This is a genomic window from Legionella cardiaca, from assembly GCF_029026145.1.
Lineage (GTDB): Bacteria > Pseudomonadota > Gammaproteobacteria > Legionellales > Legionellaceae > Tatlockia > Tatlockia cardiaca.
The window spans coordinates 747,330-769,534 of record NZ_CP119078.1 but is presented as its reverse complement, the minus strand read 5'-3'; the positions used below and the strand labels follow the sequence as shown (position 1 = coordinate 769,534).

The window sequence follows — 22,205 nt, the reverse complement described above, 5'->3', positions numbered from 1 at the left end:
CCCCTTCAGCTGAATATGAGAAAAAGCCTCTCATATTTGATTAAACATAGTACATTCAAGAAAAACTTAATCTGTCTTTCCTGCTTGCTTACCAAACGTTTTTAATCTTACATTTCGTACAAACTTCTGCTTGCCAAACGATTTTGGCGATAAATTGTTTGATATTATCCTAGGAGTAATGAAAATGAGCAACTCCTCATTTCGTGTCGACAACACTTGATTTCTAAATAATGCCCCTACAATCGGCAAATCTCCTAAAAAAGGAACGCGATTGACCTCATTATTTTTATCTTGTTTATAAATTCCACCTAGAACAATTGTACGACCATTATTCACTAAAACACTCGTTTGAATTTCTTTTGTCAAAATAGTTGGTACACCATTAAAAACCTTAGGCGAAGGTATATCCTGATTAATTTTTAAATCCATTAAAATTTTATTATCAGGAGTAATTTGTGGAGTAACCCTTAAACTTAATACTGCTTTTTTAAAAGATACAGCAGTTGCACCACTAGACGTCGCCTCCTGATAAGGTATCTCTTCACCTGATTCAATCAATGCGGGCTGTTGATTGGTTGCTATAAGTCTTGGGCTAGATATAACCTCTCCCCGTCCCTCACTTTCAAGTGCAGAAAGCTCCAAATCTAATAAAATACCATCACTCAATTTTGCTAGAGCAATACCAATTGATGCCGGTGACGTAGCCAGTGGCATGTTTCCTAAATCAAAATTTAATCGTTCTGCTAATGGAATAGCATTCGCTGGAGTAGCCATTTGTTGACTGACATCACCTCTTTTTAACGACTCTTTAAGATGAGTGGGTCTTGATATACCAAAATGCAGACCTAAATCTTGCGCAAAATCTTTCGTCACATTAACAATACGCGCTTCAATTAATACTTGTTGTACAGGTATGTCTAGCTGCTTAATAAGTTTTCTGATAGCAATTAATCGACGGGCATTATCTTGTACCCATAGCGTATTCGTTCTGGTATCAACGACCAATTTACCTCGACCGGATAAAAAGGCATCTTTTTTATCCTGTAGAATATTTGCTATATCCATGGCTTTTGCATAATTAATTTGAAACAACGCTGTTTGCAAAGAAGCAACATTATCTATTTCCAATTGTGCCTGTTGTATTTTCTTCTCACGTTTAGTCATCTCTTCAGCAGGTGCGATAAACATGATATTGCCCATTCGTCGTTTCTCTAAGGATCGGGTTGTTAAAATAATACTCAAAGCCTGCTCCCAGGATATGTCATTCAGGCTAAGCGTAATATTACCTGTTACTGTATCACTGATAACCATATTTATTCCAGTAAATTCAGCCAACAATTGCAAAACATTTTTCACTTCAATGTCTTGAAAATTTAAGGAAATTCGCTTGCCATCAAATTTTGATTTAGTAATCCTATCTTTTCCTGCATTTGTAATCGTTCTCAAGACTGAGTCGGATGCATCATTTTGAGCCTGCAAATTACTCGATAAAAAAACAACACAGAAGATAAGAAGTACTTTAGTCATATTAACCTCTATCTTTCTGTTTTAAAAAAACTTTGAGTGGTTTTTGTTGCCATTTTCCTTCGACAAAAATTTTTTCCTCAAACACCAGCATATTCTTTTTTATTTTTATGAGCTCAACGTTATCCTTTCCAATATAATCACCTTCTTGGGCGTATGTAATTTTCATGTCGGGACTTTTAAATAAAGCCCATGTGTTCGAAGCACTTTGCATTAGCCCTACAAATTTTAAAGCACTCAAGGTGTATTCTTTCAGAAACCATTTTTTAGTCTCTTTATAAACATACCGCTGATTTTCAGTTTTTATAAATTTAAAAGGATTTCTGTGATAATTATTCGGATAGCTAAATTTTATTGGTGGTTTAAACGATGGAATCGATTCCTGAAACTGCCATTGCCTCATTTTCCTCATACTAATGTAATGCTCAAATTCACTGTCAGTCGAAGAATCACATGACATTAATAGCGGTAAGTAACCTATTAAAATTATCCATTTTTTTGTCATCATGCTATTCTTAATCGATAAACTCTAATAGTAATTTTCATTAATAATAAATCTGACAAACTTTCTTTATCATGTATGGGTAGTTTAGTTATCTTGAAATCTTCAAAGGTTATCAGAAATGGCAAATGAGCCACATCGCTCAAAAACAATGCTAATTTCTCATACTCACCAGTTACAATCACTTTAATTGGCAATTCAATATAGAACTCATGCTTAAACTCAGGCAGAGGAGCAAACAGTTCAATAGTAAGATCATTCTTTTTTCCCAGGTTAAAAATTGCTTCTGTTAAGGAGTATATCTCATTACTTTTAGGTAGTAATTTAAGCATTTTTTTAAAGGTAGAATTTAGGATATCAACTTGCTTGCGATAACCTTCTTGTTTTGATACAAAATCTTGTTTTTTTTCAAACTCGGCCCTTAAAATAGATTCTTGGGTGCTAAAAGCTTTATATTTGATTTTACCGGGTTTTATAACTAACCAATAATTAATGCTGATTAACAATCCACTTATTAATAACAATATCAGAGACTTTCTTGCTGTTAACCAGTGCGCTAACTCTTCTACATTGCTTAGACTTATTTTATTCTTTATTATCATAAAACTTCATACTAATGTTTAACTTAAACTTGCTATAGTTTTTATAACCTACAGTTCTTATCTCTGTAATTTTATAATTGCAAATCCATTTATTTTTCCCAAATTTATGCATCATTAATCCAATATCATCATGAAATTTAGCACGACCGGAAATGACAATTTTTCCCTCTTTCATTTCCATGCTATCAAGACAGATATTCTCGGGTATGATTTTTAATATTTCATCTAAAAAATGAATGACTAAAATAGGATTTAATTGTAAATAATGAAGTCTTTTAACATGATTCATAATTAAATCTCTAGATTCAATTATTTTTCTTGTTTCTTGAATTTTTCCTTCAAGATTCATAATTTCCATTTGTAGTTTTTGATTGCGACGCAATTGTCTTTTAATTGGTCTGTCTATATAAAAACTAAGGATTACACTGAGGATAAATATGAAACTTAAACTACTCAGACTTATTATTATCAATTTCTTTTTTAACTCTGCTCTTCTAAGTGTTCGCCAAGGAAGTAAATTGATTTCAGACATACTTAGTCACACGTTCTTAAAGCCAAACCTAAGGCTATTAATAACGCTGGACCCTTTTCAATGATTTTATGTAAGGAAATATGCTGCGATAGCAACATCCCTGCAAAAGGATTAGCGACACTGACAGGAATTCTTATTTTTTCTAGTATCCGTTGGCATAGGTTTGGCGAAAATACAGCATCACCAGCTAAAAAAAGATGGTCAATGCTGTTTAAGGAATTGGCTAAAGAAAAGAATTGCAGCATTCTTTTAATTTGACGAACGATAAGGTCCATATATAACGAGGATTCCTCTTGACCATTTGAAGCACTTTTGTACTGCGGTTTAAACATTTCAACCCCTTGATGGTTTCCTAACGGTTCCTCATGCGTAAAGATAATTTTTCCCTTATGCGCAACGTATAAATTAGTAACCAACTTATTAATATTCATAATGGCAATCGTTTCTTTTGGCTTTTCCTGTAAGCATTGTTTTATTAATAACAAGAGCACTCGCTCCATTGCTTTCGATTCTATCTCGACCACCCTGGTTTTTAAGCCGGCATTTTCTACTGCTTCAACGCGACTACGAACATGTTCAGCCCTGCAAGCTGTAACTAAAACATCAAATCTATCAAGATGCATGTCCGAAATCCCCTGGACAACAAAATCAAAATTAATGTCATTGAGAGAATAAGAAAAATGTTTACCTGCTTCGCGAATAACCGCATCCTCAATGTCCGCTTCGGCTAATAGGCTGCTAATTTGAAGGGTTTTGGTAATAATTGCAGAATCTGGAACTGCCAAAACAGTTAGCTTGCTTGAAAAATTTGTCTTCGATAAAAGTTTTTTAATACATTCGCTAAGCACTTCAGTATCTCTTATCTGATTATCTACTACGGTGCATGGCGGTAATAATTCCGAGGCAAAATTATCTAGACGGTAATTATCCTCAGTTCGAGAAATTTGCAGAGCATTGATTGATAAAGGGCTTATATCAATTCCTATGACGCTGGTTGACTTAAGTTGCTTCAGCACTCTAATTCCTTATTTGCTTTTATTGGACTTATTCTCTGAGGCACGTCTACTAGCGATTCCATTTTTACTGCCACCCAGAGCGATGCAAATATAACTGAAGAAAAATAAAAATAAAATATTTTTTTATTTAACATCAAACAGATTACGCATTTTTAGATACAAAATTTTACGTATTAACTTTTGCTACTACCGATTGTCCAACCCTTGCACTCATCGACTTATTTAAATATAGTGATTCAGCAAGGTCTCATTACTAGTACCTTCCATCATTGTTAAAAGGAGTTAATTATATGTCACGATTACAACGCGTTGTTGATTCTCTATGTCAAATTATTCTAGCCTACGGTGAAACACAGGGAGTAAAAAAATTCTCTCTTGATGAGGTCTTAAAAAAACCGCATCAAGAGTTAAAAGAATGCCTTCAATCGACCATTAACTCGAGTACACAGGGATGGTCAGCACGCGGTAATTTGCTTGACTATTTGCTTTTTGAAATAGATGTCCTAAGGCCACTTACTGCTCGAAACGCTCCTTTAAATAGCGACGAACTACTAATTGTAGAATCTCATTTAACTAAATTAATAATTACTTTGCATACGTTATTAAAGACGTCTCAAAGTGTAGTTTACTCCATTAAATATAATGGTAAGCAAGAAGATCTAAAGGGTTTAGTACGTGGAATGTCAAAGGCATGGAGTTATACTAATGCCGGCCAAGTTATTCGAGAGAATTTCATAGAGCCCTTATTTAAAGAATTTAAAGAGGAAACTGCTGCAGATTTTATTGCACACTTAATTAAAAAGCATCAAATGGAATTAGAAAATGTATCTCTGAAAAAGGAAATAATACAGATTACTGAAGTGAACAAACAATTAGAAAGCACCGTTAAGCAATTGGAAGAAGGTAATCATGCTCTCGAGGCTGAAAAATCAAAATTCTCCACTGAAGTAGAAAAATTAAGCACAGAAAACTTCGAATTGCAGCAACAAATAAAATTACTGGAAGCGGAAAAACAAAAAGCATCTGATGCGGGAGAAGAAAATATAGCGCTCAAAGATGAAAAATCAAAGTTGTCCTCTGAGGTAGAAAAATTAAGTACAGAAAACCTCAAATTGCAGCAACAAATAAAATTACTGGAAACGGAAAAACAAAAAGCACTGGATGAGGTTGAGCGTGTAAAGAGACAAGCGCTTATGAGAGATATGCATTCCAAAACTTTTATGCCATTTGCAAACAGAGGCTATTCTCCATTTTGGGCAACTGGTTTAGCTAGTTTGTTACCTCAACCTACTGGCGTTGCTGAAGACATTGACGAAAATGAAAATGCAGGCCTTGTTTTTGGCTCTACTCCCCTTACCGAGTAATTTTTACCCCCTCTCTAATGAGAGGGGTAAAAAGAGTTACTTAAAAATTTTCAGATTTTTCCTTTTAGCCAAAAGTATAAGAAATAGAAGCAAACAACTGAAGAAAATTCGCAAAATCCTATTAAATAGCGCTATAATTCGCAGATTATAATTTAAATTAAATTAATATTATCAGATGAAAAAATCGGCATATTTCTGGCGTAAAGGCTTGTGGGCTTTATTTAGTCTTTTTTTTCTGCTAGTTGTAGGTGTAAGCTTTCTTTATCTTTATCTTGAAAGTCAGCTACCAAATGTAGATTCTCTTAAAACAGTTCGCTTACAAGTTCCTTTACGCGTTTATACTCAAGATGGCTTATTAATCCAGGAATATGGAGAAAAGCGCCGTATACCGCTTAGTTATGAAGAAATTCCTCCCACGTTAATTCGTGCTATTTTGGCCACGGAAGATCAACGTTTTTTTGAGCATCCTGGCGTCGATATTTTTGGTTTAGGTCGGGCAACTGTTCGCATGATTCAAACTGGAACAAAATCGCAGGGTGGTAGTACCATTACAATGCAGGTAGCACGTAATTTCTTTTTAAGTCGTAAAAAGACTTTTTTGCGTAAATTTAATGAAATTTTGCTCGCCATTAAAATTGACCGTGAATTAAGTAAAGAAAAAATTTTAGAACTTTACCTTAATAAAATTTATTTAGGCAACCGCGCTTATGGTGTAGGTGCAGCTGCAGAAGTTTACTATGGTAAATCATTAAAAGAATTAAATTTAGCGGAATTGGCAATGATTGCTGGCTTACCGCAAGCACCATCAACTCAAAATCCAATTGCTAATCCACTTGCTGCTAAAAAACGCCGCGATCATGTATTAGAGCGACTACTTGAGGAAAAATATATCACTGAACAACAATATCAGGAGGCAATAAGCCAGCCAATTACAGCCAAATATCATGGTACCAATATTGAAGTAAACGCTCCTTACGTTGCTGAAATGATTCGGCAATCACTTTTCGATCATTTTGGACCTAAGGCTTATACAAAAGGATACAAAGTATATACTACCATCAAGGGTCCTTTACAAAATACTGCCAATAAAGTCGTTACTGACAGTCTTCTTGCTTATGACCGTCGTCATGGTTATAGAGGTCCAATTGCTCAGATTAGTGGTATTGATAGTAAATCACCCGATTCTTTGCATAAATTATTAGCGCAATATCCAGTGGTTAATGGTCTTGAACCTGCAATTATTTTGGCTGTTGGCGAAAAAGAAGCAATAGCTGCTACGCGACATGGACGCAATTTTACTATCCCTTGGGAAGGATTATCCTGGGCAAGACCTGCACTTAAACATGGTTGGATGGGTAAAGCACCCACTAAAGCATCTCAGGTTGTCGCAGTAGGTGATATCGTTTATGTTCATAATCAAGACAATAAATGGCAATTATCTCAAATTCCTCAAGTTGAAGCTGCTTTAGTTGCTTTAAACCCCAACAATGGTGCACTGGAAGCTTTAGTCGGTGGCTTTGACTTTCAGAAGAGTAAATTTAATCGGGCCACACAATCAGACAGACAACCCGGCTCAAGTTTCAAGCCATTTATTTATGCTGCAGCTTTAAACAAAGGCTACACGCTTGCGACATTGGTTAACGATGCACCCATTGTTGTAGATGACCCAAGTCAAGCCAATTTATGGCGGCCGCATAACGTGAATCTTACATTTAATGGCCCTACTCGCCTTAAAGATGCCTTGGTACACTCACGCAACTTAGTCTCTATTCGAGTTCTGGATGATATTGGTTTTGACTATGCTATCGATTTTATTTCTCGCTTTGGTTTCCGTAAAGATAAGTTACCAAAAGCATTATCACTTGCTTTAGGTAGTTTATCAGTTAGTCCCATGGAGCTCGCAGCGGCTTACGCAGTTTTTGCAAATGGTGGTTTTAGAGTCGAACCTTATTTAATTGACCATATTACTGACAATGATGGCGAGATTCTCCTTCAGGCAAAACCTTCTATTGCCTGTGATAATTGTGAGTTGGACAAAATTGATCCTGCAACGCTTGCCCCACGAGTCATTCCAGCTGATATAGCCTTTTTAATGACTTCTGCATTAAAAGGAGTTATTCAACATGGTACTGCTCATGCTGCAAAAATATTAAATCGACCCGATTTAGCAGGTAAAACCGGAACTACAAACGATCAGGTTGATGCCTGGTTTGCTGGCTTCAATCCTGATTTGGTTGTAACAACCTGGGTAGGTTATGATAATCCACAATCTTTACATGAGTATGCAGCGAATTTAGCTTTACCCATGTGGATAGATTTTATGAAAGTGGCTTTAACCACCATGCCAGTAAAGGAACTTCGTCAACCCGATAATATTATTGCCGTACGTATTGACCCGGTTACAGGCTTACTTGCAAAGTTTAATCAGTCCAATGCCATTACCGAATATTTTCGTGAACAAGATGTTCCAAGTTCAGAACCGTCCACATCTGACGATACTGAAACCTCCACAGAGGCGGATACTCAAGACAACTTATTCTAATCACAATCTAATCAAACCTGGGTACAGGTCCATTAGGACCTTAACCCCCGGTATTATGTAGTCTTCCTCTTGCCAGGTAGTAATCTATTGATTTAAATTAACTCTTTACCTTACTTGGCAGATAGGCCCCGCCTACGCGGAAAGACCAAAATGTGATCCAAATTCATACAGAATTGTAACTCATCATCGACTCAGTTTGATGATTCAAGTAACTCTTAGTTAGCTAATAATAAAATTTTATTTGAATAAATATCAGGTTTGCAGGGGTGGTGGTAGTACTTTGGTTATATAAGGAAAAATTTGTGTTATTCCCGCCTACGCGAGAATAACATATGAACTTTAGATCGAAAGTAGCGAAATTTAATTAGCTAGCGCCTCTGCTGCTTCAACATAATCATAGCCTAAATCGCGAGCTACGGCTTCGTATGTTATCATGCCTTTATGAACATTAAGACCGTTTAACAAATGACCATCGCTTAGTAAAGCCAGCTTAATTCCTTTCGTTACCAAACTGATAACAAAAGGTAGGGTAGCATTATTTAGAGCAAAGGTAGATGTTCGGGGTACTGCGCCCGGCATATTTGCCACACAGTAGTGAACAACATTGTCGACAACGTAGGTTGGCTCTTCATGCGTTGTAGCCCGGCTAGTTTCAAAACAGCCTCCCTGATCAATGGCTACATCAACCATTACAGAGCCTGGACGCATTGTCTTTAACATATTGCGAGTAACTAGTTTGGGAGCAGCGGCACCCGGTACTAATACAGCCCCAATGACAAGGTCAGCTTCTTTAACATAGTGCTCCAAAGATTCAACTGTGGCATAAATAGTATTTAGTTTAGAACCAAATTGAAAATCTAATTCTCGTAAACGAGATAATGATTTATCAATAACAATGACACGTGCTTCCATACCCATTGCCATACGTATCGCATTACTACCAACAACACCCCCACCTATTACTACAACATTTGCGGGAGCAACTCCAGGCACCCCACCCAAGAGAACGCCACTTCCACCTTGAGACATTTCCAAACAATGTGCTCCTGCCTGAATTGACATTCGCCCAGCAACTTGAGACATCGGGGTGAGTAGAGGTAACCCGCCATCATTTTGGGTTACTGTTTCATAGGCAATTGCTGTTGCTCCAGATTCTTTAAGTAGACGTGTTTGTTGTGGATCGGGAGCTAAATGCAAATAGGTAAATATCGTTTGCCCTTCGCGTAAACGCTTACATTCTATTGGCTGTGGTTCTTTGACTTTAACGATTAACTCAGAACGTTCAAAAACTTCATCTGCAGTTGCAACGATTTCAGCGCCAGCAGCACGGTATTGTTCATCACTGATACCAATACCCATACCCGCTCCCCCTTCCACAAGAACATTATTTCCTGTTCTTATAATTTCTCGTACGCTTCCAGGTACCAGGCCAACACGATTTTCTTGAGGTTTAATTTCTTTTGGAACGCCTACAAACATAATTTCATCCTTATAAAATCCAGGGCGGTCCTCAATTGCTTTTATGAAGCGAAAATTTGGATAATTTAGCGCCAATAAGAGATTGAGTAAGACGGCTATTTAACGACACGCCCTAACTATGTTTTAATTGTTTTATTAATTCAGGTACCAATTCAAATAAATCACCAACTAAGCCATAATTTGCAATTTGGAATATTGGGGCATCCTCATCTTTGTTAATTGCAACAATCACCTTAGAGTCTTTCATGCCTGCCAAGTGTTGCACTGCTCCCGAGATCCCCACAGCGATGTATAAAGATGGGGCAACCACTTTACCTGTTTGACCAACCTGATAATCATTTGGAACAAAACCTGCATCCACTGCGGCTCTTGAAGCACCAACAGCAGCACCGAGCACATCCGCCAAGTCTTCTATTAGCTTGAATTTTTCAGCACTTTGTAAACCGCGGCCACCGGAAACAACGATTTTAGCGCTCCCTAAATCAGGACGTTCAGAGCGACTTAATTCATGTTTCATAAACTTTGTCCTGCCTTCCTGAATTGCTTTATCAATTCGCTCTATGCAGCATGGGGCTTGACTGTCATTCACACTATCAAATGCAGTAGGACGAATAGTAAGCACCTTTATGGCATCAAGTATTTTCACAGTTTCAAGAGCATTTCCAGCATAAATAGGATGTTCAAACGTTTCTTGATTAATAATTCGGCTAACATCCGAAACTTGGGCCACATCCAATTTCGCAGCGACACGAGGTAATATATTTTTACCAAATGTTGACGCCGGTGCCAAAATAGCAGAAAAAGAAGTGGCAATTGAAGTGATTAAGTCTGCTACATTTTCCGCTAATTGATGTTGATAGCTCACATTATCAACCAACCACACAGCATGGACGCCAGCAATAGCAGCAGCTTGGTCGGCCACGGTTTGACATTGGTAGCCCGCAACCAACAGCACCAACTCTTGTTTCAACTGCAATGCGGCTGCGATAGTGTTACGTGTTACAGGGTGTATTTGCTGATTATCGTGCTCAACAATAACTAAAGTGCTCATGTTCTCTCCCTAAAATTAAAGCACTTTGGCTTCATCTTTCAATTTTTTGAGTAGCTCATCTACAGACGCTACTTTGATACCACCACTGCGAGATGGTGGTGGAGTAGTTGCAAGTACCTCCAAGTGCTCATTTAAGGTTAAGCCCATTGATTCAAACTCAATAATATCTAATGGCTTGCGTTTTGCCTTCATAATGTTAGGTAAACTCGCATAACGTGGTTCATTTAGGCGTAAATCCGTACTGACTACAGCTGGCAACGTCATCGCAAGAGTTTCCAGACCACCATCGATTTCTCGTGTCACCTCAATTTCTTGTCCTTGCACAATTAGTTTGGATGCAAATACTGCCTGAGGCCAGTTAAGTAAAGCAGCAAGCATTTGTGGTGTTTGGTTGTTGTCGCCATCAATCGATTGTTTACCCATTAAAATTAAGGTGGGTTGTTCTTTCTCGGTAATTTTTTGCAGTATTTTTGCAATATTTAAGCTGCAGAATTTTTTATTGGTTTGCACCAGGATAGCTCGATCCGCACCTAATGCAAGTGCATGCCGTAATGTTTCCTGACAAGCATCATCACCAATGGTCACAGCAATCACTTCATTGGCAATATTCTTTTCCTTTAAACGTATTGCTTCTTCAACAGCAATTTCATCAAAAGGATTCATAGACATTTTGATGTTCTGTGTTTCCACCCCAGTATTGTCTGATTTAACCCGAATTTTCACATAAGGGTCAACCACTCGCTTCACTGCAACCAGAATTTTCATAGTTCCTCTCTGGAATATCAACCAGTCAGCATCTTGCCAGAGATGTTGACTTAAGTTCAAGTTAGTTTTAATTACTTCCTTATTTTTATTCTAAAAAGACTTTAAAATCCCAGACCATAAGCCTAGGCTAAAGTCTGTAAATATTCACTGAATTCCTGACCGATTTCCGGGTGATTCAAACCTAATTCTACGGTCGCCTGCAAATAACCCAATTTCGAACCGCAATCATAACGTTTTCCATGAAACTGGAACGCTTGAACTTTTTGTTCTGCTAACAGCCCTCGAATACCATCAGTTAGTTGAATTTCACCACGGTAATCAGGAACAGTTTGTTTTAAACTAGAAAAGATTGCAGAGGTAAAAATATAACGACCAACTGCTGCAAGATTAGAAGGTGCTAACTCTCTTTTGGGTTTCTCTATCATAGCAAGTATAGTTGAATAATTTTCCGCAGCATCAACTACACGAACTACTCCATACTGGGGAACATCATGCCAGGGCACGGGCTGTACTGCTAAAACAGAGAGATGGTCTCTTTTAAAATGTTCTGTCATCGCGGATAAACAAGGCATTCTTGAATCATCAATTAAATCATCAGCTAATAAAACTGCAAATGGATCATCACCAATAACATGCTCTGCACATAAAACGGCATGTCCGAGTCCCAAAGGTTGGTTTTGCCTGACATAGGTAAATTGAATACCCGGGGGGGAGACGCTTTTAACAAGTTCCAGAAGTTTTTCTTTTCCTTGCTCTTCGAGACGTTTCTCCAACTCAAAATGATTATCAAAATGATCTTCAATAGCTCTTTTACTCGAACTTGTTATGAAAATCATATGATTAATTCCAGCACGCACGGCTTCTTCTACAGCGTATTGAATTAAAGGTTTATCAACAATTGGTAACATTTCCTTAGGATTCGCTTTAGTAGCTGGCAGAAAACGTGATCCTAAACCCGCTACTGGAAATACAGCTTTTTTTACTTGCATCCGTTATTTACTCCTACACATCCATGAATCAATGGGCGTCCCACTGAATAATAAGTTAATCCTGCAGCAGTTACCTTAGATAAAGCAAAACAATTACGTCCATCAAACAAAGGGGCATCTCCTAGCTTATTCTTCAAAATCTGTAAACTAAAATTTTTAAATTCGGGCCATTCAGTAACAATGACCAAAGCATCTAAACCATCGCCAAATACCGCTTCCATCGAAGAACACCAATTAATAGCGGAATTATTACCTAATAATTCCTGAGTTGCCGCTATAGCCACGGGATCAAACACGCGCAGCTTAGCATCAGCCTTTAATAATGCCTTGATTGCCACAAGACTACTAGCTTCTCTTAAATCATCAGTACCTGGTTTAAATGACAATCCCCAAATACCAATTGTTAATCCACCAAGCTTATGATTAAAGTGTTTTGATAATTTTCTAAAAACCCAACTTTTTTGAACCTCATTAATATCATCAATTGACTGTAACAGATGGGTATCAACCCCTATTGATTTTGCAGTTTGCACCAAAGCCCGAACATCTTTCGGGAAACAAGAGCCACCATAACCAATACCAGCTTGTAAAAAATGCGGCCCAATACGCTGATCAAGTCCAATGCCTTGACGAATGTCATCAATATTTGCATCCATTTCTTCCGCAATTTGACTAATTTGATTAATAAAACTTATTCTGCAAGCAAGCATTGCATTAGCTGAGTACTTAGTAAGCTCAGCAGAGCGACGACTCATACCTAACAGTGGAATGCCTTTTTCTACTAATGGTTCATAAATATTTTTTAGAATAGGTAGTATGTTTTCCTCGCCACCCACGATAATCCTATCAGCATTCAAAAAGTCATAAACAGCAGTTCCTTCGCGTAAAAACTCAGGGTTGGACGCAACATTTATTCTAATTTTTTTACCACTCTGTGCCAGTTCCTTATTAACTTGGGTTTGAATAGCATCCCCAGTTCCTACAGGCACCGTTGATTTAGTTATTAAAATACAGTCTTTATTTGCTTCTTGAGCAACGCGAGTTGCTACAGCAAATACCTGTGATAAATCTGCACCACCATCAGCCAAACTTGGGGTCCCAGTTGCAATAATATGTACATCAGCCGCTTGGATTGCCTCAGATAAAAGATGAGTAAATTTCAATCGTCCGGCACGTAGCTGTTCTTCTAATAACTCTGGAAGTTGATCTTCATAAATAGGACATTCACCTGCTGAAAGCTGCGTAATTTTCTGTGTATTAATATCCGCGCAAATTACCTGATGGCCTAGTTTTGCCAAACAAGTCGCAGAAACCAATCCTACATAACCGGCACCATAAACAGAAATAATCATCATTATCTCAAAATATTAAATGCTTGCATTATCCTAAAAAACTCTTTTGCATTCCACTACAGAAAGCGAGTCTAATTTGAACAACTCTCTTAGAATTTTTCCTAGTTGTAAATATTAAAACTGTTTTAGTATCCATTCTGCGCGTCGCTCGATAAACTATTACAGAATATAACCAAATTAAAGACCACTAACAATTTTCAGGAACTGCAAATAGCAAGTTGCTTCGTTTCTTCATTAGAGACCGGATGGAGAATTAATTGCAAGGTCCTTTGGGCAATTCTAATTGCTTTATTTGTATCACTCCCTTTAACGTTAATCGTTTTATTACTTATAAGCTTCTTGATAACTTTCTCGGCTTCCTCAAGTTTTGTCTTTAAATCCACATCGCTTCTATCCAATACTCGCAAAGCACGTAGTGCTTCCTTAATCGCTGCATTTTTTTGGCTTCCCAAACGCCAGTCTAACAACCACTGTCCTTCCAATTGTTTTGATTTTTTCTCAAGACTCATTGCCACTACTTTTAATTCGAAAGTTTTAAAACGTAAACCACCGAATAAATCTTGGGGAGCTACAATCAATGCTTTATTTTCATTAGTGGTATTCGTCGTTTCATGCGAATTTTCAGGAGAAGGAGCAGTCAGTAATTTATAAATACCACCACCGGCATCAATGCTTAAATTTATAGCTCCACGAATCATAAAAATATTTAACTCTGTTAAGCGAGCAATAAGAGCCGTGGCAGCACTAAAAATTGAATCACCAAACATGCGCATCATATGGCCCACCGTTTGACAGCGCACAGAAGAAGAATGTTCCAGCCACTGCCCTCCACGAGACAAGGTAAAAGTCACTGCATAAAGTAATGCTAATTCTTCCAGAAAAAAGCTGACACAATAACCGGTAGTTAAATAAGGCATCAATTGCGTTATTCTCTGCGCCCAAATAACTGATATATTATTATTCACATCACCATTGTATTCCTCAGCGGAACTGAGCATTACCAGAATACTGTCGAGTAATGCCCGCTGTGTATGCGTTGTTGCGTTTTCTCTATCTCTTTTTATCCGTTCAATCAATGCCTCCATACTTGAAGCACTTTGAAAATGGAATTCTGGCGCATCTGGATTTGTTAATTTTTTTTCACTTAGCTCAACCAAGTAAAAACAAGGAGCTTTCTCTGGGCATCCAGAACTTAAGGTATACTGTAGCCACTTGCTTTCAGGAGAGCTCACTGGATATTTATCCGGATGAAATAGCAACTGCAATTTTTTTGCGTGGCCATGAATTGTTTCGGATACTAGCCCATCTTGTGAAAGGTATTGAGAGATGAGGGCAATTAAATTAGCCTCTATTTTTTGCTTTTCTTCCAAACCAATAGATTTTTTATCTTTATAGATACAATGTTCCTTGTCAAAATCAGCATATTCAGAAATTAATTCTTTTAAATGCGCTTCAAAATCCATGATTAGCTCCCTGCTATTGTGCTTAATAAATTAGACTTTAGTCTGAGTAAAGCTTGGAAGACTCAACTGCTAAATTTGCGACCCTTTAACTCCTACAGCTTAAAATAAGCTTAAAAAAAATCCAACAATAGAATTCAAAATATCTCAATTTGATAAAAATTTGTCGTATTAAATAAACAGATGACCTATAGATTGTAGTCATTCTTTTTAGGATAATAGCCGGTTTGTTACCTTAGGCAATTTCAGTCTATATGGATATTTCAATACAAAAAAAATATTGGCTTCGACATCCTGCTATCATTTTATTAACTTTTGCACTTACTATTCTTCTGATTCGAATTTTTTTACGTGGCCACGTACTTTTATTGGATGAGTCTGAGCAAGTCGTCATGGCTCAGGAGTTGCTTCCTGGATATCCTAACCAACCCCCTCTTTATACCTGGCTGCAATACGCATTTTTTAAATTTTTTGGTGTGAATTTATTAAGTTTGGCTCTTTTAAAGTCTTGTCTATTGTTTGGCTGCTTTTATAGTTTTTATTTAATCTGCCGTATTCATTGTGAAGACAATATGTTAGCCTGGTGTGCATTACTATCCTGGGCTCTCATTCCCTCCATTTGCCTGGATCTGATCAAAGACAATACTCATTCTATTCTCGTACTATTTACAGCATGCCTGACATGGTATTGGTTTGTCGCTGCTGAACGTTTTTCAAAATTTATTTGGTACAGCTGTTTAGGATGCCTTATTGCTATAGGCTTCCTCGCAAAATTTAATTATCTCTTATTTCTATCCATTTTGTTTTTTAGTTCATTAACAATCAAAGAGTTTCGTGCCCTTCTAATTCATCCTTACATGATGCTAAGTTTTTTAATTGCAGCCGTTCTGATTAGCCCTTATTTAAGTTGGCTTATAGCACATACCAACTTAGGTCTTGCAAGTGCGTATAAATTACATGTTGCAAACTCTTTTTTTTTACAGGGTCCTCTTGTATTGATTAAGAGCATTATTTTTTTTGCGGCCCCTGTCCTCTTGGTTTTGACAATTTTTTTTCCGAGAAAAAGAACAATCAAACATACAAAAGAGAGCAAATTACTTTTTCGTTATCATCTTTTTATCCTGCCAGTTTTAGGTCTATTTATTTTAAGCGTAGACCTTCAATATTTTGAAGCTCGCTGGTTGATACCTATTTTATTTTTATGTCCTCTTCTTTATCTCAGTCAAGTGAAATACACCGATTCACTTAAAGCCAGAATTACTTCTTTTATTAGTATATCTTTAATAACGCAGTTAGTTTTCTTTGGTATTTTAATTTTTAGCAGTCATTCCGAACAAGCTAAGCGCAAACAATTTCCATTAAACACATTGGTTAATCTGACTAAAGCAAATCTCAACAATCTGGATTACGTTGTCTCCGATTCATATTGGCTTCTGGGTAACCTTGCTACTGCGCTTTCCATAAAAAATATCTGGTTAATTCAACCATCAAAAGAAATCTTACCAAAAGGTAAATCGTTAATTTTATGGAAGAGAGAGCAAGTCCCCTATTGGGTTAATTTATTTGCTGAAACCCACCTATTGACTGAATTAAATTTTATTTATGATTCACAAAGCAAGAAAATGATAGCTGGGCAAGCTTATGCCTATCAATGATGATTCAAGGGCGTAATCTCAATGACTCGTTTGAAGAAAAATCAAGCGAATTTGCAAGTAATTGAGGGCGCCCTAAGATAAACCTCTTTCGCCAGTACGATTCAATTTGGCAGTACGTGATCCTCTTTCGCGCTGGATTAAATATAAGTTTCGAGCGTAAATAAAAACACCTGTCGATTGTCCTAAAATAAATACCGGATCTTGCTTATAGATTGAGTAAACTAAAAGCGTCACGCCGCCCAATAAACTTAAATACCAAAAAGCAACAGGAATGATACTTTTTTTCTCTTTTTCACTAACTAACCACTGTACTATAAAGCGAGCAGAAAAAATTCCTTGTCCAATGAGGCCAAGAGCAAGCCAAAGATACTCAGAGTTCATGTTTGGAAACCTCCGGGGAACAAGGTCGTTTTAATAACCAACGCACACCAACTAAATCATGGATGCCAACAAATAATCGATTCATTACGCCATATTTTGAAACGCCGTACTGACGCGGGCGATGATTAACCTGAATATTAACTAATTTAAATCCTGCTCTTTTGAATAAAGCCGGTAAAAAACGATGTAAATGATTGAAGTGTGGTAATGCTAAAAAAGCTTCTCGAGGGAATAGCTTTAAACTGCAACCGGTGTCAGGACAATCGTCATCCAGCAAACGTTGCCTGATTCCATTGCCAATGCGTGAAGAAAGTCGACGCAAAGAATTATCATCTCTTTTTTTACGAATTCCTAATACAACAGTACGTAAATCCGTTCTTTGCTCAAAAAGTCGAGGAATATCATTGGGATCATTTTGACCATCACCATCCAAGGTAACCAGCGTCGAATATCGAGCTACGCGGGCACCACTAACCAAGCCCGCACTCTGACCAAAATTTCTTTTATGATATACCACACGCAGATTATCATAGTTTTGAGACAATAATTTTAAACGATCTGTCGTTCCGTCCGTACTGCCATCATCAACAAAAATAACTTCATAAATAAAAGCTTCACTGGGTAGTGCTGCAACTATTTCTTTATAAAGTCCTTCAACATTATCTACTTCATTGTATACAGGAATAATGATGGAAACATCTTGTGGATTATTTAATAGCATTTACTTCATCCAAGAAAACCAAATTTTTGCATTATACTGCATGTCCCCACGCTGGTGCTAGCCAAGATTTACGCCGTAAGAAACACAATAAGATACCGATTTCTAATAAACTAAGGTAACTAGCCGCCAATATATCACTAAGATAATGATGTGTTAGTAATACGCGAGACATAGCCACCGTTATTCCAGTTAATATAAAGGCATAAACATAACGCGGAAACACAATACTTAAACCAAAAACCACACTCATAATTGTCGTGGTATGGCCTGATGGAAAAGACCAAAACGGTGCATGAAATTGAAGACCATAAAAACCATACAAATCATTATGTATCCACAAATTGGGACGAGCTCGCCCAAAAAGTACTTTTAAAAAACCACAAACTAGAACAGGTATGAAAACACAGATAAACAAAAACCATGTGCGCGCTTCCCATTCTCGATTTACGTAAATGTAGCGAAAAAATAACGCAAGTATAAAAAATGTTGGTAAGTAGAAAACACTTAAACCTAATCTAGTAATCCAATCAAGCAACGCTAGATGTTGTCTTATATCAAGATTATAAAAATATTCGGCAACAGATTTATCTAAATATAAAAATGATATAACAATTAAACCCACATAACTTATCATCACGCCAGGCTTTGTCATGACATTCAGCAAGCGATCAAATGGCGACATTTATTGACTCTCCTTTTGTTGCATTACAAGAGCAAGCTCAGCCCAACGCCCTTTAGTATAATTATACCCTGTTGTTTGAGCTTTGATGGACAACTTAAGGCCCTCTCTTTCCCATTCATGCAAAATGATAGGATTAACTAATGCTAAACGGGTGGCATCTTGCTTTATTATTTGCACCGCGCTAGCGCTATCGAGAAATTTCACCAGTTTGGTATTCAGATTAAATACCAAACTTGGCTCCTCAAACCCTACGACTAACAAGGGTTTCTCACTTGAGAGTTTATTGTTTTCAATTAATTGTGCGACGTTTCTAGTCAACCATAGTGGTTCTAGTTGGGGAAACAGTTTTGTAAAAATTAAAGGATAGATACATAAAGCTGTAATAAAAACAGTAGCCATCGCACGATGATAAGCACCTTGCCATGAAAAATAAACACACAGAAACGTCATTGTTACCAATGCACCTAAAAGAATAATACTCATTGTGGGGATTTCTTGAGTTAATAAATAGGGAAGTGCAGCCAGGGCACAAGCCAAGCCAATCGACAAAATTCCCCACATTATTTGTAAAAAATGCATCCATCTTCCTGGAGCTTTTATTTGCTTGCTTTGTTCAATTGCTAAAGCACAAAGTAAAGCAATGGCAGGGAAAGTCGGTAAAATATATTGTGGCAATTTCGTTGGCATGAGCTCAAAAAAAAGCCAGGTTGGCAAAAGCCATGCCAACAAAAATTTGACAATTTTATCATGTCGATGCTGAGCAGCATACACACCACCCTGCCATAAAAATAATGAGGCCGGCCAAAAAGTTAATGGTAAAATAGCTAAATGGAATAAAGGCGGTTTACCATGAGATTCATGCCCACCCTGTAATTTTGGAAGTAAATCCTTGTGCAACATTTGCATCAAATAATTACTATGCTCAGCTTCATTGACCATAAAAAGCCACGCAAGCGTTAATATAACAAACAATAAAAGTCCGCTATATATTCGCAAATAACGAAGCCAATCAACGCGTCTCTCGAAAACGCAAAGAGCGACTATTGTTAGTACACCGACCAATGGAGTTACCCCTTTGAGCACCATACCAAAAGCCATTGCCAGCCAAAAACAAAGGGCCCATCCCCAGTGCGATGCTTCATTCTTAATGCCTTTATCAAAACAGTGCCATAAAGCTCCTTGCATCAACAATACAGAAAATAATAAAGAAGCATCGATTACCGCCATATGGGTTTCCACAACAAGCAATAATGATGTCGCAAACAATCCCGATGCGAATAATGCCGTACGTTGATTAACAAAATTACGAGCAAAAAAATAAAGCAGCAAAACAGAAAATAATCCACCAAATAGGGAAGGAATACGATATGGCCAGATTTCTGTTGCCTCAGAATTACTGAATAACCCTACACTTGCAGCCTGCAACCAATTAATCCCAGGTGGTTTTTGAAAGCGTGTTCTATCCTGAAAGCGGATTTGAAAAAAATTACCTGTCTGTAACATCTGTTTTGTCGCTTGTGCGAAATGAGCTTCGTCCCTATCGATTACAGGCATTTGAAACAGACCAGGAAGAAAGAGCAATAATGCAAAACAAGCTAACATTAAGGAATACTGTAACTTATGCAAATCTTCTACTCAAAAGACAAATTTTTGCATAATATAGGAAGCTCGTTTGAAATGCTACCATCTTTGATTATGCACACAGCCTGGGCGTGAAATCTTTTCTATATCCGCGTTAAAAATCCAAACATGCCGTTAATAATCGCTTGAGTAAGGACATTACTACCGTTAGAATGGCTAATTTATTCTTTCTCTATCGGTATGCTTGAATTAAGCACTGCTCAACAAATTACCATTTGGCTACTTCCTATTTTATTTGCTATTACCTTTCACGAAGCAGCACATGCATGGGTAGCTTATCGTTTAGGTGACACGACAGCAAAAATGTTAGGACGCCTCAGTTTTAACCCTATCCGTCACATTGATCTTGTGGGAACAATAATTGTTCCAATTGTCGTTTTAATATTGAGTCAATTTAATTTCGTTTTTGGATGGGCAAAGCCTGTACCAATCAACGCTTCACAATTCCGTAATGTTCGGCGCGATACAGCTTTGACTACCGCCGCTGGCCCTGTATCTAACTTGTTAATGGCCATTATTTGGGGAGGGTTATTGAAATTAGCAGCTAATCTTAATCCCCAATCTTCAAACCTTGCTTTATTTTTATTACTAACCTCGCGCGCTGGTATCATTATTAATTTATTATTAGCCTATCTTAATTTAATACCCATTCCCCCATTAGATGGCAGTCGCATTGTTGCAAGCATTTTACCACCCAGACAAGCCTATTTTTATCAAAAAATAGAACCATTTGGATTTATTATTTTACTATTATTAATGTTTACAGGTATTTTAGGATGGTTGATTAACCCTCCTATTCAGTGGTCACTTATAGCCCTTCGTAGTTTATTTAATTTATGAAAATTCTTGCTGATGCCAGTTTGCCAGGATTACTTGAAGCATTCCCGCAACCATTCGAATTGACGCTCTATCATGAGGCCAAAGATATTCCTCAGCAACTAAAGAATCAACAGATCTTACTCTGTCGGTCTACTCTCAAAGTAACAGAGGAATTATTAAAAAACTCATCATTATCCTATGTCGCCACAGCAAGTAGCGGCACTGATCACATTGATGAGAACTACCTTCAAAATCATCGCATTGGCTTAATCGATGCGAAGGGGAGCAATGCTTCTGCCGTAGCAGATTATGTAATGGCAACACTGGCATTTTTAGAATGTCATAAAGGATTTAAAGGAACGAAAGCAGCAGTTATTGGTGTCGGTGAAGTGGGCACTAAAGTTGCCCAGCGATTACGAGCAACAGGCATGGAAGTACTTTGTTATGATCCCCCTAAAAGTAAGCGTGATAAAGATTTTATTACTTGCTCTTTTGAGGCTATTACTGAATGTGACCTCATTTCCGTGCATGCCAACCTCCATAACCTTCTTCCAACGCCCAGTTTGAATTTAATTAACGATGGCGTATTAAAGCAATTAAAACCTCAGAGTGTAATTATTAATGCCTCCCGGGGCGGTATTGTTAATGAAGAAGACTTATTGCGACAAAAGAAACCTTTCTTTTACTGTACAGATGTTTTTAGCAACGAACCTGCTATCAGGCAAGGTATTGTTGATTTTGCCACCCTGTGTACCCCCCATATTGCCGGTCATAGTATTGAAGCCAAAAGTGATGCGATAACGATGATAAGCCAAAAATTGCATCTTGCTTATAAGTTACCATTCGTTAAACCATCTCTACCGGTACTTGCGAAGCTCCCTTCCTACTATCCACATCATACCTGGCAGGACTATGTCTTATCTCTTTATAATCCTCTCGTCGAGACAGAAATTTTAAAAAACACCCATGATCTTAAGTTAGCTTTTCTAAATTTACGTAAAGCCCACCAAAATCGACATGATTTTCAACTCTATGCAAAAGCGGTACAAACCAATAAGCAATTACTGCAAATTCTTGGGGTTAATGCTTGAGGTCTCGTCCACGCGGGACGACATGAATTTAGCTCAA

General features: G+C 37.4%; 20 protein-coding genes. 5 read left to right on the top strand and 15 right to left on the bottom strand.

What is annotated here, in order from left to right; all coding sequences use genetic code 11:
* Window positions 1-66: 66 nt before the first annotated feature.
* Genes PXX05_RS03385 through pilM form a run of 5 tightly spaced genes read right to left on the bottom strand, consistent with a single transcriptional unit; the run spans window position 67 to window position 4,176 of the window.
* A complete protein-coding gene (locus PXX05_RS03385) occupies window positions 67-1,527 on the bottom strand; it encodes a type IV pilus secretin PilQ (RefSeq protein WP_275089651.1) in 1,461 nt (486 codons plus the stop codon).
* Between the two features lies 1 nt (window position 1,528).
* Window positions 1,529-2,032, bottom strand: coding sequence for a pilus assembly protein PilP (locus PXX05_RS03380; RefSeq protein WP_275089650.1), 504 nt, complete (start codon window positions 2,030-2,032; stop codon window positions 1,529-1,531).
* Window positions 2,029-2,628, bottom strand: coding sequence for a type IV pilus inner membrane component PilO (locus PXX05_RS03375; RefSeq protein WP_275089649.1), 600 nt, complete (start codon window positions 2,626-2,628; stop codon window positions 2,029-2,031). Before PXX05_RS03375 ends, PXX05_RS03380 begins: the two co-directional genes overlap by 4 nt.
* The gene (locus PXX05_RS03370; RefSeq protein WP_275089648.1) at window positions 2,612-3,160 is read right to left on the bottom strand and encodes a PilN domain-containing protein; all 549 of its coding nucleotides are present in this window, start codon (window positions 3,158-3,160) and stop codon (window positions 2,612-2,614) included. Before PXX05_RS03370 ends, PXX05_RS03375 begins: the two co-directional genes overlap by 17 nt.
* A gap of 2 nt (window positions 3,161-3,162) precedes the next feature.
* Complete coding sequence (pilM, locus tag PXX05_RS03365; protein WP_275089647.1) at window positions 3,163-4,176, bottom strand: type IV pilus biogenesis protein PilM; 1,014 nt, start codon at window positions 4,174-4,176, stop codon at window positions 3,163-3,165.
* A 290-nt stretch (window positions 4,177-4,466) separates the two neighbouring features.
* Between pilM and PXX05_RS03360 the strand changes: the two genes are divergently transcribed.
* On the top strand, window positions 4,467-5,540 hold the full coding sequence (locus PXX05_RS03360; protein ID WP_275089646.1) for a hypothetical protein: 1,074 nt from the start codon (window positions 4,467-4,469) through the stop codon (window positions 5,538-5,540).
* A 175-nt stretch (window positions 5,541-5,715) separates the two neighbouring features.
* Complete coding sequence (locus PXX05_RS03355) at window positions 5,716-8,082, top strand: penicillin-binding protein 1A (protein ID WP_275089645.1); 2,367 nt, start codon at window positions 5,716-5,718, stop codon at window positions 8,080-8,082.
* 360 nt (window positions 8,083-8,442) lie between these two features.
* Here PXX05_RS03355 and ald read toward each other — a convergent pair whose 3' ends face one another.
* From ald to PXX05_RS03325, 6 genes are all read right to left on the bottom strand, one after another.
* Window positions 8,443-9,561, bottom strand: coding sequence for an alanine dehydrogenase (ald, locus tag PXX05_RS03350; protein ID WP_275089644.1), 1,119 nt, complete (start codon window positions 9,559-9,561; stop codon window positions 8,443-8,445).
* A 112-nt stretch (window positions 9,562-9,673) separates the two neighbouring features.
* The gene (locus PXX05_RS03345) at window positions 9,674-10,612 is read right to left on the bottom strand and encodes an electron transfer flavoprotein subunit alpha/FixB family protein (RefSeq protein ID WP_275089643.1); all 939 of its coding nucleotides are present in this window, start codon (window positions 10,610-10,612) and stop codon (window positions 9,674-9,676) included.
* A gap of 15 nt (window positions 10,613-10,627) precedes the next feature.
* Complete coding sequence (locus tag PXX05_RS03340; RefSeq protein WP_275089642.1) at window positions 10,628-11,377, bottom strand: electron transfer flavoprotein subunit beta/FixA family protein; 750 nt, start codon at window positions 11,375-11,377, stop codon at window positions 10,628-10,630.
* A 122-nt stretch (window positions 11,378-11,499) separates the two neighbouring features.
* Complete coding sequence (gene galU, locus PXX05_RS03335; protein ID WP_275089641.1) at window positions 11,500-12,366, bottom strand: UTP--glucose-1-phosphate uridylyltransferase GalU; 867 nt, start codon at window positions 12,364-12,366, stop codon at window positions 11,500-11,502.
* Window positions 12,357-13,721 (bottom strand): UDP-glucose dehydrogenase family protein, encoded by a 1,365-nt coding sequence (locus tag PXX05_RS03330; RefSeq protein WP_275089640.1) that lies wholly within the window; start codon window positions 13,719-13,721, stop codon window positions 12,357-12,359. Before PXX05_RS03330 ends, galU begins: the two co-directional genes overlap by 10 nt.
* Window positions 13,722-13,915: 194 nt before the next feature.
* Window positions 13,916-15,181 carry a hypothetical protein gene (locus PXX05_RS03325; protein WP_275089639.1) on the bottom strand — a complete coding sequence of 422 codons (1,266 nt, stop codon included), beginning with the start codon at window positions 15,179-15,181 and terminating at the stop codon, window positions 13,916-13,918.
* A gap of 251 nt (window positions 15,182-15,432) precedes the next feature.
* On the opposite strand from PXX05_RS03325, the gene PXX05_RS03320 reads away from it, so the two are divergent.
* Window positions 15,433-16,833 carry an ArnT family glycosyltransferase gene (locus tag PXX05_RS03320; protein WP_275089638.1) on the top strand — a complete coding sequence of 467 codons (1,401 nt, stop codon included), beginning with the start codon at window positions 15,433-15,435 and terminating at the stop codon, window positions 16,831-16,833.
* A gap of 72 nt (window positions 16,834-16,905) precedes the next feature.
* Here PXX05_RS03320 and PXX05_RS03315 read toward each other — a convergent pair whose 3' ends face one another.
* The 4 genes from PXX05_RS03315 to PXX05_RS03300 are packed head-to-tail and all read right to left on the bottom strand — an operon-like array spanning window position 16,906 to window position 20,219.
* Window positions 16,906-17,214, bottom strand: coding sequence for a lipid-A-disaccharide synthase N-terminal domain-containing protein (locus PXX05_RS03315; protein ID WP_275089637.1), 309 nt, complete (start codon window positions 17,212-17,214; stop codon window positions 16,906-16,908).
* Entirely contained in the window at window positions 17,204-17,935 is a 732-nt protein-coding gene (locus tag PXX05_RS03310) for a glycosyltransferase family 2 protein (RefSeq protein WP_275089636.1), read from the bottom strand. Before PXX05_RS03310 ends, PXX05_RS03315 begins: the two co-directional genes overlap by 11 nt.
* A 31-nt stretch (window positions 17,936-17,966) precedes the next feature.
* The gene (locus PXX05_RS03305; RefSeq protein ID WP_275089635.1) at window positions 17,967-18,617 is read right to left on the bottom strand and encodes a phosphatase PAP2 family protein; all 651 of its coding nucleotides are present in this window, start codon (window positions 18,615-18,617) and stop codon (window positions 17,967-17,969) included.
* Window positions 18,618-20,219 carry an ArnT family glycosyltransferase gene (locus PXX05_RS03300; protein ID WP_275089634.1) on the bottom strand — a complete coding sequence of 534 codons (1,602 nt, stop codon included), beginning with the start codon at window positions 20,217-20,219 and terminating at the stop codon, window positions 18,618-18,620.
* A 219-nt stretch (window positions 20,220-20,438) separates the two neighbouring features.
* Here PXX05_RS03300 and PXX05_RS03295 point away from each other — a divergent pair, with 219 nt between their 5' ends.
* Entirely contained in the window at window positions 20,439-21,098 is a 660-nt protein-coding gene (locus PXX05_RS03295; protein WP_275089633.1) for a site-2 protease family protein, read from the top strand.
* Entirely contained in the window at window positions 21,095-22,168 is a 1,074-nt protein-coding gene (locus PXX05_RS03290; RefSeq protein WP_275089632.1) for a 4-phosphoerythronate dehydrogenase, read from the top strand. The genes PXX05_RS03295 and PXX05_RS03290 overlap by 4 nt, the downstream gene beginning before the upstream one ends.
* Window positions 22,169-22,205 lie beyond the last annotated feature (37 nt).

Excerpts from the sequence above, each read along its gene's own strand:
- PXX05_RS03385 (WP_275089651.1), bottom strand. The coding sequence starts at position 1,527 with ATGACTAAAGTACTTCTTATCTTCTGTGTTGTTTTTTTATCGAGTAAT.
- PXX05_RS03380 (WP_275089650.1), bottom strand. The coding sequence starts at position 2,032 with ATGATGACAAAAAAATGGATAATTTTAATAGGTTACTTACCGCTATTA.
- PXX05_RS03375 (WP_275089649.1), bottom strand. The coding sequence starts at position 2,628 with ATGATAATAAAGAATAAAATAAGTCTAAGCAATGTAGAAGAGTTAGCG.
- PXX05_RS03370 (WP_275089648.1), bottom strand. The coding sequence starts at position 3,160 with ATGTCTGAAATCAATTTACTTCCTTGGCGAACACTTAGAAGAGCAGAG.
- PXX05_RS03360 (WP_275089646.1), top strand. The coding sequence starts at position 4,467 with ATGTCACGATTACAACGCGTTGTTGATTCTCTATGTCAAATTATTCTA.
- PXX05_RS03355 (WP_275089645.1), top strand. The coding sequence starts at position 5,716 with ATGAAAAAATCGGCATATTTCTGGCGTAAAGGCTTGTGGGCTTTATTT.
- ald (WP_275089644.1), bottom strand. The coding sequence starts at position 9,561 with ATGTTTGTAGGCGTTCCAAAAGAAATTAAACCTCAAGAAAATCGTGTT.
- PXX05_RS03345 (WP_275089643.1), bottom strand. The coding sequence starts at position 10,612 with ATGAGCACTTTAGTTATTGTTGAGCACGATAATCAGCAAATACACCCT.
- PXX05_RS03340 (WP_275089642.1), bottom strand. The coding sequence starts at position 11,377 with ATGAAAATTCTGGTTGCAGTGAAGCGAGTGGTTGACCCTTATGTGAAA.
- galU (WP_275089641.1), bottom strand. The coding sequence starts at position 12,366 with ATGCAAGTAAAAAAAGCTGTATTTCCAGTAGCGGGTTTAGGATCACGT.
- PXX05_RS03330 (WP_275089640.1), bottom strand. The coding sequence starts at position 13,721 with ATGATGATTATTTCTGTTTATGGTGCCGGTTATGTAGGATTGGTTTCT.
- PXX05_RS03325 (WP_275089639.1), bottom strand. The coding sequence starts at position 15,181 with ATGGATTTTGAAGCGCATTTAAAAGAATTAATTTCTGAATATGCTGAT.
- PXX05_RS03320 (WP_275089638.1), top strand. The coding sequence starts at position 15,433 with ATGGATATTTCAATACAAAAAAAATATTGGCTTCGACATCCTGCTATC.
- PXX05_RS03315 (WP_275089637.1), bottom strand. The coding sequence starts at position 17,214 with ATGAACTCTGAGTATCTTTGGCTTGCTCTTGGCCTCATTGGACAAGGA.
- PXX05_RS03310 (WP_275089636.1), bottom strand. The coding sequence starts at position 17,935 with ATGCTATTAAATAATCCACAAGATGTTTCCATCATTATTCCTGTATAC.
- PXX05_RS03305 (WP_275089635.1), bottom strand. The coding sequence starts at position 18,617 with ATGTCGCCATTTGATCGCTTGCTGAATGTCATGACAAAGCCTGGCGTG.
- PXX05_RS03300 (WP_275089634.1), bottom strand. The coding sequence starts at position 20,219 with ATGTTAGCTTGTTTTGCATTATTGCTCTTTCTTCCTGGTCTGTTTCAA.
- PXX05_RS03295 (WP_275089633.1), top strand. The coding sequence starts at position 20,439 with ATGCTTGAATTAAGCACTGCTCAACAAATTACCATTTGGCTACTTCCT.
- PXX05_RS03290 (WP_275089632.1), top strand. The coding sequence starts at position 21,095 with ATGAAAATTCTTGCTGATGCCAGTTTGCCAGGATTACTTGAAGCATTC.